The sequence below is a fragment of the Microbacterium sp. genome, from assembly GCF_031180975.1.
GTDB lineage: Bacteria > Actinomycetota > Actinomycetes > Actinomycetales > Microbacteriaceae > Microbacterium.
The window spans coordinates 179,957-193,086 of the sequence record NZ_JAPSLI010000005.1 but is presented as its reverse complement, the minus strand read 5'-3'; the positions used below and the strand labels follow the sequence as shown (position 1 = coordinate 193,086).

10 protein-coding genes are annotated in these 13,130 nt (G+C 72.4%); 4 read left to right on the top strand and 6 right to left on the bottom strand.

Annotated elements, in window-relative coordinates; genetic code table 11:
• The first annotated feature begins 54 nt into the window (after positions 1-54).
• On the top strand, positions 55-1,926 hold the full coding sequence (locus RIF65_RS09045; protein ID WP_309065197.1) for a chorismate-binding protein: 1,872 nt from the start codon (positions 55-57) through the stop codon (positions 1,924-1,926).
• Between the two features lie 70 nt (positions 1,927-1,996).
• On the opposite strand, the gene RIF65_RS09040 is transcribed toward RIF65_RS09045, so the two are convergent.
• Positions 1,997-3,280: a M50 family metallopeptidase gene (locus RIF65_RS09040; protein ID WP_309065196.1), complete on the bottom strand. Its 1,284-nt coding sequence runs from the start codon at positions 3,278-3,280 to the stop codon at positions 1,997-1,999.
• A 90-nt stretch (positions 3,281-3,370) separates the two neighbouring features.
• Between RIF65_RS09040 and RIF65_RS09035 the strand changes: the two genes are divergently transcribed.
• Positions 3,371-4,978 carry a Mur ligase family protein gene (locus RIF65_RS09035; protein ID WP_309065195.1) on the top strand — a complete coding sequence of 536 codons (1,608 nt, stop codon included), beginning with the start codon at positions 3,371-3,373 and terminating at the stop codon, positions 4,976-4,978.
• A gap of 79 nt (positions 4,979-5,057) precedes the next feature.
• Here RIF65_RS09035 and dxr read toward each other — a convergent pair whose 3' ends face one another.
• Together dxr and RIF65_RS09025 are read right to left on the bottom strand one after the other, a co-directional pair.
• Positions 5,058-6,140 (bottom strand): 1-deoxy-D-xylulose-5-phosphate reductoisomerase, encoded by a 1,083-nt coding sequence (gene dxr, locus RIF65_RS09030; RefSeq protein WP_309065194.1) that lies wholly within the window; start codon positions 6,138-6,140, stop codon positions 5,058-5,060.
• A gap of 28 nt (positions 6,141-6,168) precedes the next feature.
• Entirely contained in the window at positions 6,169-7,113 is a 945-nt protein-coding gene (locus tag RIF65_RS09025; protein ID WP_309065193.1) for an FKBP-type peptidyl-prolyl cis-trans isomerase, read from the bottom strand.
• Positions 7,114-7,236: 123 nt separating this feature from the next.
• Here RIF65_RS09025 and RIF65_RS09020 point away from each other — a divergent pair, with 123 nt between their 5' ends.
• A complete protein-coding gene (locus RIF65_RS09020; RefSeq protein WP_309065192.1) occupies positions 7,237-8,016 on the top strand; it encodes a lysophospholipid acyltransferase family protein in 780 nt (259 codons plus the stop codon).
• On the opposite strand, the gene RIF65_RS09015 is transcribed toward RIF65_RS09020, so the two are convergent.
• Positions 7,985-8,485: an OsmC family protein gene (locus RIF65_RS09015; protein WP_309065191.1), complete on the bottom strand. Its 501-nt coding sequence runs from the start codon at positions 8,483-8,485 to the stop codon at positions 7,985-7,987. The two genes, RIF65_RS09020 and RIF65_RS09015, sit on opposite strands and share 32 nt — an antisense overlap.
• Before the next feature lie 39 nt (positions 8,486-8,524).
• Here RIF65_RS09015 and RIF65_RS09010 point away from each other — a divergent pair, with 39 nt between their 5' ends.
• A complete protein-coding gene (locus tag RIF65_RS09010) occupies positions 8,525-9,520 on the top strand; it encodes an asparaginase (RefSeq protein WP_309065190.1) in 996 nt (331 codons plus the stop codon).
• Between the two features lie 7 nt (positions 9,521-9,527).
• Here the strand turns inward: RIF65_RS09010 and RIF65_RS09005 are convergent, their stop codons facing one another.
• Together RIF65_RS09005 and RIF65_RS09000 are read right to left on the bottom strand one after the other, a co-directional pair.
• Positions 9,528-12,209, bottom strand: coding sequence for an FtsK/SpoIIIE domain-containing protein (locus RIF65_RS09005; RefSeq protein WP_309065189.1), 2,682 nt, complete (start codon positions 12,207-12,209; stop codon positions 9,528-9,530).
• A 60-nt stretch (positions 12,210-12,269) separates the two neighbouring features.
• The gene (locus tag RIF65_RS09000; RefSeq protein WP_309065188.1) at positions 12,270-13,061 is read right to left on the bottom strand and encodes a PP2C family protein-serine/threonine phosphatase; all 792 of its coding nucleotides are present in this window, start codon (positions 13,059-13,061) and stop codon (positions 12,270-12,272) included.
• Positions 13,062-13,130: the final 69 nt, after the last annotated feature.

The following is a 13,130-nucleotide window of genomic DNA, read 5'->3' as shown; positions in this document are numbered from 1 at the left end:
AGACCGCCCATGGGGCGGTCTTTTCGTCTGGCCGTCCGGAGCTCAGGAGAATCGATGACACAGCTGGCCGACCTGACGGACACCGACTCGTTCGTCCTCATCGCGCGCGACGGCGCCGACACGGTGGAGCTGCTGACCGGTGAAGTCGTCGACGTCGACGTGCTCGCCGACATCCCCCTCGGCGAGGGAGCTGAGGCCCGCGAGGTGTTCGCGATGGTGCCGTTCCGGCAGGTACGCGAGCGCGGCTTCGAAGCCCGCGATGACGGCGCTCCGCTGCGCTGCCTGCTGGTGGACCGTCACGAGCACCTCGACGCGGCCGCCCTCGTGGCGGAACTGCCGTCGACGCCGATCCCGCTGCGCGACGGCGGCTTCGACATCACCGACGACGAGTACGCGGGCATCGTTGAGCGCGTGATCGCCGACGAGATCGGTCGGGGCGAAGGCGCCAACTTCGTCATTCGCCGCGACTACACGGCATCCTTCGACGCCGCGGAGCGCGCGGCCGCGCTCACCTGGTTCCGGGCGCTGCTCGAGCACGAACGCGGCGCGTATTGGACGTTCGCGGTCGTCACCCCCGGCCTGGTGGCGGTCGGCGCGAGCCCCGAGGCGCACGTCGTCGCGCGCGACGGGATCGTCACGATGAATCCGATCTCGGGCACGTTCCGGCATCCCGCCGGCGGCGCCACCGCTGAATCGCTCACCGAGTTCCTCTCCTCCACGAAGGAGACCGAGGAGCTGTTCATGGTCGTCGACGAGGAGCTGAAGATGATGAGCGCCGTGTGCTCCGACGGCGGACGCATCACCGGACCGCACCTGAAGGAGATGTCGCGGCTCACCCACACCGAGTACATGCTGCGCGGGCGCAGCAGGCTCGATCCGCGCGACATCCTCCGCGAGACGATGTTCGCTCCCACCGTCACCGGCTCACCCATGCAGAACGCGTGCGCCGTGATCCGCCGGCACGAGAAGACGCCACGCGGCTACTACTCGGGCGTCGCGGCCCTGTTCACCCCGAACGCCGAGGGCGGACACGACCTGGACGCGCCGATTCTGATCCGCACCGCGTATCTGGAGGACGGGCGGGTGCGTGTTCCGGTCGGCGCGACCCTGGTGCGGCACTCCGACCCGCTCGGCGAGGTCGGCGAGACCCACGGCAAGGCCGCCGGCGTCCTGGGCGCGATCGGCGCGATCGAGCGGGACCTGCCCGCGCCACCGGATGCCGACCCGGACGCCCCCGCAGTGGCCCGACCCCTCGCCGAGGACCCCGAGATCGCGGCGCTGCTCGCCTCGCGCAACACGAGGCTCGCCGAATTCTGGATCCAGCCGCAGGATGCAGCGGGCGACGGCCCGTTCGTCGGTACCGGCGCGCTGGTGGTGGACGCCGAAGACCGCTTCACCACGATGCTCGCGCACCAGCTGCGCCACCTCGGCCTCGACGTGCGGATCGCCGACTGGAGCGAAGTCACCGACGAGCAGGTGGACGGCGCCGATCTGGTCGTCGCCGGGCCCGGTCCCGGCGACCCGCGGGATGCCGGTTCGCCGCGCATCCGGCGCATGCAGCAGGTGGTGGCCCGCCGCCTGGAGGGCGGGAAGCCGCTGCTCGCGGTGTGCCTGAGCCACCAGATCCTGGCGGACCGTCTCGGGGTCGAGCTGGTTCCGCTGGACGCACCGCATCAGGGCGTGCAGAAGACAGTGCCGGTCTTCGGCGAGGACGCCTCGATCGGGTTCTACAACACGTTCACCGCGCGGGTGGCCCCCGGCACGACGACGGCGGGCGCCGCCCAGGTGTCCGCGGACGCGGCCAGCGGCGACGTGTACGCGCTGCGCGGCGAGCGCTTCGCGAGCGTGCAGGGTCACCTCGAGTCGATCCTGTCGCGCGACGGCATCCGCACCCTCGAGCGGCTGGTGGCGCACGCCCTGGGGTGACGCTGCGCCGTTTCGTCTCGCTCCGCCTGCGGCGGGGCTCGCTCAACGACCGGGAAAAGCGCGGCAGGACTCAACCGAAGAGGTTGACGGGCTTGATCAGATCGGCGATCAGCAGCAGCACCCCCATGCCGATCAGCAGCACCGCGACCACCACGGTGAGCGGCACGAGGCGCGTGGCGTCCACCGGCGCCGGCGTGGGCCGGCCGCGCAACCGCGCCCATGCGCGCCGCAGGCCGTCCCACAGCGCGACCACGATGTGACCGCCGTCCAGCGGCAGCAGCGGGATCAGGTTGAACACGAACAGCGCGATGTTCAGCGCGCCGAGCAGGTTCAGCAGCACCACCAGCCGGTTCAGCACCGGGGCATCCGTCGCGGCGACCTCCCCGGCGATCCGGCCGACTCCGACGACGCTGAGCGGGCCGTTCGGGTCGCGCTCCTGGTCGGTGAACAGCGCGACGCCGATGTCCCACAGCCGCACCGGCAGCTGCACGATCAGCTCCGTCACGGCGCCCGCCTGCTGCATCGCCAGCTCGGGACCGGTGCCGATCGGCTGCCGCACGTACGCCACCTGAGCGGAGACTCCCGCGTACCCCACCTCGCGGACCACCGGCGTGCCGTCCTCGCCGAGGACTTCGCGTTCGGCGCGCACGGGGGTGAGCGTCAGCGGCACCTCCGCGCCGTGGCGCCGCACCACGACGGGAAGCGCCTGCCCGGGGGACGCCTGGATGATCTCAGACGCTTCGGCGAACGTCGAGATCCGCTTCCCGCCGACGCTCAGCAGCACGTCGCCGGGCAGGATGCCCGCCTCGGCCGCGGGCGCCGCAGGATCGTCCGGCGCGCATTCGGTCTTCGAGGAACCGGCGGGCAGCACGCACTCGCTCACCGAGGCGACGGTGGTCGTCCCCTGCTGCACTCCGATGCCCGACGCGACGACCGTGAAGACGAGCATCCCGAGCACGAGGTTCATGAGCGGGCCGCCCAGCATCACCACGACGCGTTTCCACACCGGGAGCCGGTAGAACACGCGGTGCTCCTCGCCCTCGGCGATCGTCTCGTCGTTCGCCGATCGGGCGTCCTGCACCAGCGCGCGGAAGAGTCCTTTCGCGGGGCCGCGCGACGGCGGGTACATGCCGGACATCGAGATGAACCCGCCCAGCGGGAGCGCCTTGAACCCGTACTCGGTCTCGCCGATCCGCTTCGACCACAGCCGCGGCCCGAAACCGATCATGTACTGGCCGACGCGCACCCCGAACAGCTTCGCGGGCACGAGGTGGCCGACCTCGTGCAGCCCGATGGACAGCGCGAGGCCGATGAGCATGAACAGGATGCCGCCGACGTACAGCAGGGTTTCCACCCGACCACGCTAGTGCCCGCGGGGTAGGAATCCGCTGTGCCGACGTGCCGCCGCGGGCGCTCCACCGCCGCGTGAGATCATGGAGCCAACATGACAGATCACCTGCCTCCCGTGCTCCGTCCCGCCGACCCACCCCGTCGTGCCCTGACCGAGCTCGCCGACCGCTTCGCCCGTGACGTCCGCGGTGACATCGCCGACGTCCACCTGAGCGGCATCACCCTCGCCACCGCCGACCTCCGGGCCGGCGAGGCGTTCGTCGCGATCCGGGGGGTGAACAGGCACGGTGCGGAGCTCGCGCAGACCGCCGCCGACCAGGGCGCGGTCGCCATCATCACCGACGAGGCCGGCGCCGATCTCGCCGCGTCATCCGGGCTGCCGGTCGTCGTCGTCGACGACCCGCGCGGAGTGCTGGGCGCGCTGAGCGCCTGGGTGTACGGCACCGGGGCCGGCGATCCGCTGCCGCTGCTGTTCGGCACCACGGGCACCAACGGCAAGACCAGCGTCTCCCATCTGCTGCAGGGGATCCTCGACCAGCTCGGCGTCGTCAACGGTCTGTCGTCCACCGCCGAGCGCCACATCGCCGGCCAGGTCATCGTGTCCCGGCTCACCACGCCCGAGGCATCCGAGATGCACGCCCTGCTCGCCCTGATGCGCGAGCGCCACGTCGAGGCCGTGGCCGTCGAGGTCAGCGCGCAGGCGCTCTCCCGGCACCGCGTGGACGGCATCGTCTTCGACGTCGCCGGCTTCACCAACCTGTCCCACGATCACCTCGACGACTACGCCGACATGGAGGAGTACTTCGAGGCGAAGCTGCCGCTGTTCACCCCCGAGCGCGCCCGCCGCGGCGTGGTCAGCCTGGACTCCGCATCCGGAGCCCGCGTCGTCGAGCGCTCCGGCGTCCCGGTCGTCACCATCGGCACGCCGGCGATCGCCGTCGACCCTGACGCCGCCGCGGGCGCGGACTGGGTGGTGACGATCGACGACGAGCGCCAGCAGGGCACCGTGTTCACGCTCACCGGCCCGGAGGGGCGCCGGATCACCACGATGGTTCCGGTCATCGGACCGCACATGGCCGCGAACGCCGGACTGGCGATCGTGATGCTGCTGGAGGGCGGCTACGACTGGGCGCGCATCACGGCGGCGCTCGAGCGCGATGGACAGATCCGCGCGCACCTGCCCGGCCGCACCGAGTTCATCTCCGGCGAGCGTGGCCCGGCCGTGTACGTCGACTTCGGCCACTCCCCCGACGCGTTCGAGAAGACTCTGGCCGCGGTCAGGCGGGTCACGCCCGGGAAGGTGCTCATGCTGTTCGGCGCCGACGGCGACCGCGACGCCACCAAGCGGTTCGACATGGCCCGCACCGCGGTCGAGGGCAGCGACATCCTGGTGGTCACCGACCACCACCCCCGCTTCGAGGACCCGGCGTCGATCCGCGCCACCCTCGTCGAGGGCGCGCGCCGCGCCAGGCCGGATGCCGAGATCCACGAGTTCTCACCGCCGGAGAAGGCCATCGTCGCCGCCGTGGGCATGGTCGGCGAGGGCGACGCGATCCTGTGGGCCGGGCCCGGCCATCAGGACTACCGCGACATCCGCGGGGTGCGCACGCCGTACTCGGCGCGCGAGCTCGCCCGGCGGGCGCTGCGGGATGCCGGATGGCCGGTGCCCGAGCCGCGCTGGCCCGTCCCGTACGACGACTGACGGTTGCCGTACGGCGCCAAGTCGGCGGTGAGGCACCGGTGCGCACGTGCACGCCGGCCGACGGCATCCGGCCCTGTCGTCACCCGGCGGCGATCAGGGCGTCCGCCTTCTCCCGCGCCCAGCGCTCCGCCTCGGCGAGGCTGTCGAGCGTGAGCCGGTCAGGGGCGTCGTGCGCGTCGACGACTCGGTCGATCAGGTCGACGATGCCGAGGAACGGCAGCCGCCCGTCGTGGAACGCGTCGACGGCCTGCTCGTTCGCCGCGTTGTACACGGCGGGGAACGTGCCTCCGGCTCGGCCGACCGCCTTCGCCAGTGCCACAGCGGGGAACGCCTCCTCGTCGAGCGGTTCGAACGTCCAGCTCGTCGCGGTCGTCCAGTCCAGCGGCCGGCCCACCCCACCGACGCGGTGCGGCCAGTCCAGACCGAGCGAGATCGGCAGCCGCATGTCGGGCGGCGACGCCTGGGCGATGGTGGAGCCGTCCACGAACTCGACCATGGAGTGCACGATCGACTGCGGGTGCACCACCACCTCGATGTCGTCGTAGGGTACGCCGAACAGCAGGTGCGCCTCGATCACCTCGAGCCCCTTGTTCACCAGCGTCGCGGAGTTGGTCGTCACCACGCGGCCCATGTCCCAGGTGGGGTGCGCGAGGGCCTCGGCGGGCGTCACCGCCGTCAGCTCGGCGCGGGTGCGTCCGCGGAACGGTCCCCCCGACGCCGTGACGACGAGCCGGCGCACCTCCCCAGGACCGCCGGAGCGCAGCGCCTGCGCGAGCGCGGAGTGCTCCGAGTCCACCGGCACGATCTGGTCGGGTGCGGCTGCGGCGAGCACGAGCTCACCGCCGACGATGAGAGACTCCTTGTTCGCCAGTGCCAGCGTCCGCCCCGCCTGCAGCGCCGCGAGGGTAGCGCCGAGACCGATGGATCCGGTGATGGCGTTCAGGACGACATCCGTCTCCACGTCCCGCACCAGCTGCTCGGCCTCTGCGGCGCCGAGCGCGGTGTGCTCGACGTGGAAGTCCTCCGCCTGGCGCGCGAGCAGCTCGGCGTTGGAGCCGGCGGCCACGCCCACCAGCTCGAACCGGCGCGGGTTCGCGCGGATGACGTCCAGCGCCTGGGTGCCGATGGAGCCGGTGGAGCCGAGGACGATGACGCGACGCATGCCGCCAGCCTAGGCCGTCGCGCCGGTCCTACTGGGCGGGAGCGTGCTGCGTGGCGAGGATGTCGATGACGAACACCAGGGTCTTGCCGCCCAGGTCGTGCGCCTCGGGGTCCTCGCCGTAGGCGAGGGCCGGCGGGATCACGACGAGCACCTGGGATCCGGCTTTCTGGCCGGCCAGCGCCTGCACGAAACCAGGGACGTAGGTGTTGCCGGGCAGCGCGAGCGGTTCGCCCTTGCTCCAGGACGAGTCGAAGCTTTCGCCGGTCTCCCAGTCGACGCCGTAGTACTGCAGCAGCGTGGTGTCGCCGTCGGCGACAGCGGGCCCGTCGCCCTCCTTGAGCACCGCGATCTTCAGCTCCGCGGGCGCGTCGGTGTTCGGGATGGCGACGTCGGGTTCACCGTTCTCGGCGGTCGTGACCTTCGGCATGCCCTCCGTGGCGGGCTTCGCCTCGCCCCAGGCGGCAGTGGGGACGGTGTCGAGCACGTCCACGACGTACACCTGCGCGCTGTTCTGCTGGTCGCCGGGGAGTGCCACGGCGAGGCGCGATCCGACCGTCGCGCAGCCGATGAGCTCCGCGAGGTTCGGGTTGGCGAGGACGTTCTGCGGGAGCATCTGCCCCTCGGTGTACCCGGCGTCGCCGAGCTTCTCACCGGTGGTGGCGTCGAAGCCGCTGACCGCGTACGAGACGTAGTCGCCCTCGCCGATCCGCTCGCCGTCCCCTTCGGTGACGACCGTGCGCTGCACCTTCTCGATCTTCTGCTTCAGCTCGAAGGTGGCGGTGGACGCGGTGCCGAACTCGCCTTCGATCTTCACCGATTCGGAGACCGCGCCCGGCTCGGCGGCCGCGGCGCACTGATCCTTGGTGTCGGCTCCTGGTGTGGTGGACGCGGCGTCCGGCTGGCCGGCACATCCCGTCAGGAGCAGACCGGCGACGGCGACGGTGGACAGGAGGGCGAGGGGACGCAGGCGCACGATGAGACCTCTGGATAGCGGACGAGAAGGTCCCATCCTCCCGCATCCGGCTTTGTCGCGGCTGAACGCGACCGGCCCGTCCCCATGCCGGATCTGGCATGCCGCGGTCGTTAGGATTCTCGAATGACCTCTGATGAGTCGGTTGAGCCCGCGATCGCGTCACCGGAGACCACCGCACCGCGTCAGGCCGGCTTGCGCTACGCCGTCGGCCGCCTGGTCGCCAGCGCCCTGGCCCGCGCCGTCTACCGTCCTCGTGTGGAGGGCAGGGAGAACGTCCCGCTCGACGGCCCGGTCATCCTGGCGAGCAACCACCTGTCGTTCATCGACTCGATGGCGATCCCGATCGCCGCGCCGCGGCCCGTGCACTTCCTGGCGAAGTCCAGCTACTTCGAGGGCACCGGGTTCAAGGGAGCACTGTCGCGTGACTTCTTCACCTCGGTGGGGGCGATCCCGGTGCGCCGCGGCGCAGGGCAGGCGGCGCTCGACGCCCTCGACCAGCAGCGCCAGCTGCTCGAGCAGGGGCTGGCGGTCGCCCTCTATCCGGAGGGCACCCGGTCGACGGACGGCCGCCTTTACAAGGGACGCACCGGTGTGGCGTTCCTGGCTCTGCAGACCGGCGCGCCGGTCGTGCCGGTCGGCCTGATCGGCACCGACCGGGTGATGCCGGTCGGTGCGAAGATGCCGTCGCTGCGGGAACGCGTGACAGTCAGGTTCGGCGAGCCTCTGGATCTGTCCCGGCACGGCGCTGCGTCCAGCGGACGCGCCCGCCGGTTCGCAACCGACGAGATCATGGCGGCGATTCACCGGCTCAGCGAGCAGGAGCTCGCCGGCGTGTACAACGAGCCGCCCGCTCAGACGCCCATCGAGAAGATCAAGCAGGTCCTTCCGCACGAGCGGCGGTGACGGTCGCCTCGTGCCGGACCGGGAAGTTGACCGAGTTGGCGATGAAGCACCACTGGTGAGCCTGCTCGTGCGCGCGCTGCGCCGCCTCGACCATGTCCGGTTCCGCGACCGTCACCTGCGGCCGCAGCGTCACCTCCGCGAACGCCCCACCACCGGCGCCGTCCTCACGCATGACACCGGTCGCCTCGTCGCGGTACGACGTGACGACGACTCCCGCGGTGACGCACGCGTGCAGGTAGGACAGCAGATGGCATTCCGACAGCGCGGCGAGGAGCAGATCCTCCGGATTCCACCGGGTCGGGTCGCCGCGGAACGGCTTGTCCGACGACGCCAGCAGGTCGGGCTTGCCTGCGATGCTGATGGTCACGTCCCTGGCGTAGTCGCGGTAGCCGCTGGTGCCGCTGCCGCGATCGCCGGTCCAGGTGGCGGTGAGCGCGTAGTGGTGCTCACCGAGCGGATGCTGAGCCATGCCGACAGTCTGTCACGACGGCGGCGATAGGCTGGAGGGGTGCTGGAGACCCTGACTGTTGCGGATGCCGTCGAACTCGCCGTCGTGGAGCGCAGCGGCTTCGTGGAATCCCGCCACGCCGGGGCCGCGGTCGTGCTGTCGCCAGACGGCGACGTCGTCGCCCGACACGGCAACGCCGAGGCGCTGGTGCTGCCCCGGTCGAGTCTGAAGCCGCTGCAGGCCGTAGCCGCCGTCACCGCGGGCGCAGCTCTGGAGGGCGAGCAGCTCGCCCTCGGCACCGCCAGCCACACCGGCACGGATCGCCATGTGGAGGTGGTGCGCGAGATCCTCGCCGCTGGTGGACTCACCGAGGACGACCTCGGGTGCCCGCCCGCCTGGCCGTCCGACTCGGCGACCCGGCGCGAGCTGGTCCGCGACCACGCCGACAAGTCCCGCCTGCGGATGAACTGCTCCGGAAAGCACGCCCTCATGCTGCGCGCGTGCGTCGCCACCGGCTGGGCGACCGAGGGATACCTGGACCCGGCGCACCCGTTGCAGGTGCACATCCGCGAGGTGGTGGAGCGGCTGACCGGTGAGAAGATCGCGCACACCGCCATCGACGGCTGCGGCGCACCCGTGCACGCCATGAGCCTCACCGGCCTCGCCCGGGGCGTCCACCGCATCGGCTCCGCCTCCGAACGGTCACCGTTCGCCCTGCACCGGGTGGCTGGGACACTGGTCCGCGCGGTGCGGGAGCACCCGTGGACCATCGCCGGGCCCGGGGCGCCGGACACCGTCGCCATCGAGTCGCTGGGCGTGTTCGCCAAGCATGGCGCGGAGGGTGTGATGGTGATGGTCGCCCCCAATGGCACGACAGTCGCCCTCAAGATGTTGGACGGCTCCGGACGTGCGGTCACCGTGGTCGCGGCGACGCTGCTGGCCCGTGCCGGCGCCCTCGGGGACACCCAGGTGGCCGAGCTGGAGGCGAACCTGCGGCTCGACATCCTCGGCGGCGGCGAGCCGGTCGGCCGGATCCGGGTCAGCCCGCGTCTCTGACCGCGCATCACGCCAGCAGCACCCGCCGGGGCTGCCGCCCCGGTTCGACCGCCCACGCCCGCCCGGCGTGCGTCCGTGCGTACGGGGGCAGATCCCGCACTCCGGCGAGCTGACGCAGCTCCGGAGCGCACTCGGCGACCACCACGAGTTCCCCCGTGCTGCGCACGCGCTGCAGCTGCGCCCACCGCGCCCGCCACTCCTCCGCGTCGGCGACCAGGATGCCGCCGCCGTCCGGGTCGTCGGCGAGCGGGCACACCCGGCTTCCGGGATGGGCGGCGGCGAGCAGCGCGACGGTGTCGCGCACGGCGGGGGTCACCACGCCCGTGACCTCCCGGCGGGGTGACCAGGCTGCCGTGACCGCCGGAGCCGCGCGCAGTGCCTCGTCGTGCTCCTGCTGCCAGCACAGTTGACTCTCCCGGCCGTCCAGCACGGCGCGCCCGGGCGGGCGTTCCCGGTCGAACGAGGCGGCCTCGCCGCCTGCGGCGATGTGCTCCACGCGGCTGGCCAGGCGGAGCAGCGCCCGCCGTGGCAGGGCGTCCACGAGTCGACCGAGCGGACCGCTGGCACGTGACAGCGTGATGACCGCGCCGGCAGGCGCCCGCACGATCGTCTCCCACCGGGCCAGGAACAGTTGCGAGTGATCGGCCGGGTACGTGGACAGCAGCACATCCAGGTCGTCGCACAGCACGGGGCCGTGGCGACCGGACGCGAGCTCGGCGACCGCATCCCACGCCTCCTCCGGGTCTGCGGGGACGACGACCGCATCGGCCAGCTGGGCGGCCAGCATCCGCACGGCTGTGCTCTTGCCCGAACCGGGACCGCCGATGACGGCGAGACCGTCGCCGGCGGCAAGCCGCACCCACGGCTGCCGCTGCCGTTCGGGCTCGTCGACCCTGCCCAGCACGGCACCGGTCCCCGCGCGGAGTTCGGTCCGCGCGGCGGCGAGCGGCAGTCGGGTGGGCAGCGGCGGCAGCCACGGGCTCTCCGGCACGGGGTGCTCACGCCAGCTGGACGCCGCGGCGCGGACGTCCCCCTCGGATGCGAGAGCCATCCGTACGGCGTGAGCCTCCGCGTCCGCGGGGCGACGGACCAGCGCCAGCCCGCGCGAGAGCGCATCCCCCGGCAGCTGGGCTGCGGCGTCCGATCCGATCACCGACCGGCTGTCGGCGGGATCCGCGAGGCGAAGACTGAGCCGCAGCGGACAGTTCGCGGCGAGTGCGTCCCTGATCACCCCGCCGGCGCGCTGGGTGCCGAGCACCAGGTGCATGCCCAGCGCCCTGCCCCGAGCGGCGATGTCCGTGAACACCGCCCCCAGGTCGGGATGCTCCTGCAGCAGCGCCGCGAACTCGTCGACCACGATCACCAGCCGCCCCAGCCCCGGGCACTCCGCGACATCCCGCGATCCTGCGGCGGCGAGGGCCGCCTCGCGGCGCCGCAGTTCCGCGGTCAGACCGCCCACCCCTCGGCGGGCACCGGCGGCGTCCAGGTCGGTGACGACCGCGAGCACGTGCGGCAGGGCGCGCAGCGGCTCGAAGGCGGTACCCCCCTTGAAGTCCACCAGCACGAACGAGACCTCGCTCGGGGGCCGGCCGGCCGCCATCGCGGTGATCCAGGTCGTCAGCAGCTCGCTCTTGCCCGTGCCGGTGATCCCGGTCACCAGCGCGTGCGGGCCGTCCTCGACCAGGTCGAGCACGAGGTCGCCGCGCTCACCGCGCCCGACTGTCGCCGCGAGTCCGCCGGGGCGCGCCGGTGTCAGGTCGGACAGCGCGATGCGGTCGGGCACCACGGACTCCTCCGCGGTCCGCGCCGCGCACTCCGCGGCGATCGCGGCGACCTGCTGCACGGATAGCGCCTCGACCGACACCTCCCGCGTTCCGTCCGGCGTGCGCACGCGGCTGTGCAAGGGGTCCTCGCAGTCGAGCACGGTGGTCACCCCGTCCGGCGGCTCCTCACCGGGAGGACGGACGTGCACGGCGGCGTCGCCGGGTGCTCCCCCGTCGCCGAGGCGCAGCACGAATGCAGCTCGACGCCGCCGCGCGTGCGGGAACGCCGCCAACCCCCAGCGCTCCGCCCCGTCACCGCCGAGCGCCAGCTGACCGGCGCCGAAGCGCAGGCAGAGCTGCGTGACGAGCGCCCTGGCCACCGCTGCGCCGACCGGCTCCGCGGCGCGGATGAACACTCCGCCGCCGAGCGGGACGGAGATGGGCGCGTCGTCGAGTTCCTCGGCACGCGCCAGGAATGCCCGCGACCGATCGTCGTCTCCGCCCGTGGCGCGCACGCTGCTGCGCCGCGTGCCGCGGCCGATCACCAGGGTGGTGTCCCTGCCCGGTTCCTCGTGGCCGCGCAGCGGCGGTTCGATGACGCAGCCGGCGGCATCCGGTTCCCGACGCCAGCGCGCCGCATGCTCCTCGGCATGCAGCCGCCGCAGCTCGGCCTCAGCGCGCTGCCACGCCTCGTCGGCAGCGGCCGCCGCGCGGCGGCGCTCCCGCCGCCGGCCGCGGACGCCGTCGAGGAAGGACGCGATCAGCATGAGCGGCCCGAGCGCCGCGAAGCCGAGCGCGTACAGCGATCCCGTGATCAGCCACAGCACGACGCCTGCGATGACCGGCACGGTTGCGGCGAGCAGCGGGAGTCCAGGCCGAGGCGGTTCGGCAGGCGCGGCCGGAAGCACGATCGTGGTGGCGTCCATCGCACCATTGCAGCGCACGCCGGCGGCGCGGCGGGGCCTGTCCACAGGCCCGACCCGGATTCAGTCGTTCTGCTCCGTTGTGGAGGACGAATCGGCCGCGTCCACACGGATCACGATCAGCGTGACGTTGTCGCGACCGCCGTTCTCCAGCGCCGCGTCCATCATGGCGTCGACGGCGGCGGCGGGGTCGGGGTTCTCGCGCAGGAAGTGCAGGATGCCGTAGTCGGTGAGCTCCTTGGTGAGCCCGTCCGAGCACACCACGAGGTGGTCGCCGGCGCGCAGGTCCACGGCGACGTAGTCCGGCGGGACGAGCTCGCTGGCGCCCACCGCCCGTGTGATGACGTTGCTGTACGGGTGCCCGTCCGCCTCCTCGGGGCTGATCTTGCCCGAGGCGATGAGCTCCTGCACCACGGAGTGGTCGGTGGTGACCTGCAGCAGCCGGTCGTCGCGCTTGAGATACACCCGGGAGTCGCCGATGTTGAGGGTGATCCAGCGCCACTCCCCCTCCTCGGTGCGGTCGAGGAACACGCCGGTCAGCGTCGTGCCCGTTCCCTCGTCTGTGGTCTCCGGGTGACTGTGGATGTCGTCCACGGCCAGCTGCAGGGCGCCCTCGATCGCACCGGGCGACACCTGACCGGCATCCACCATCGCCTCCAGGCGCGCGATCGTGCTCTGGCTGGCGATCTCGCCGCCGGCATGCCCGCCCATGCCGTCGGCGACGACGAACAGCGGGTACTTGGCGAGGAACGCGTCCTGGTTGTTGTCGCGGCGACGCCCCCGGTCGGTGGTGCCCGCCCAGGTCACCTGCAGCTCGTCGCCGACGCTCTGCGTCTGCGTGGTCGTTTCAGACAAGGGCGGTCTCCGTCGCGCTGGCGGCCGTCGATTCGACGGCGAGGTACCAAGTCATCGTAGTGGACAGCG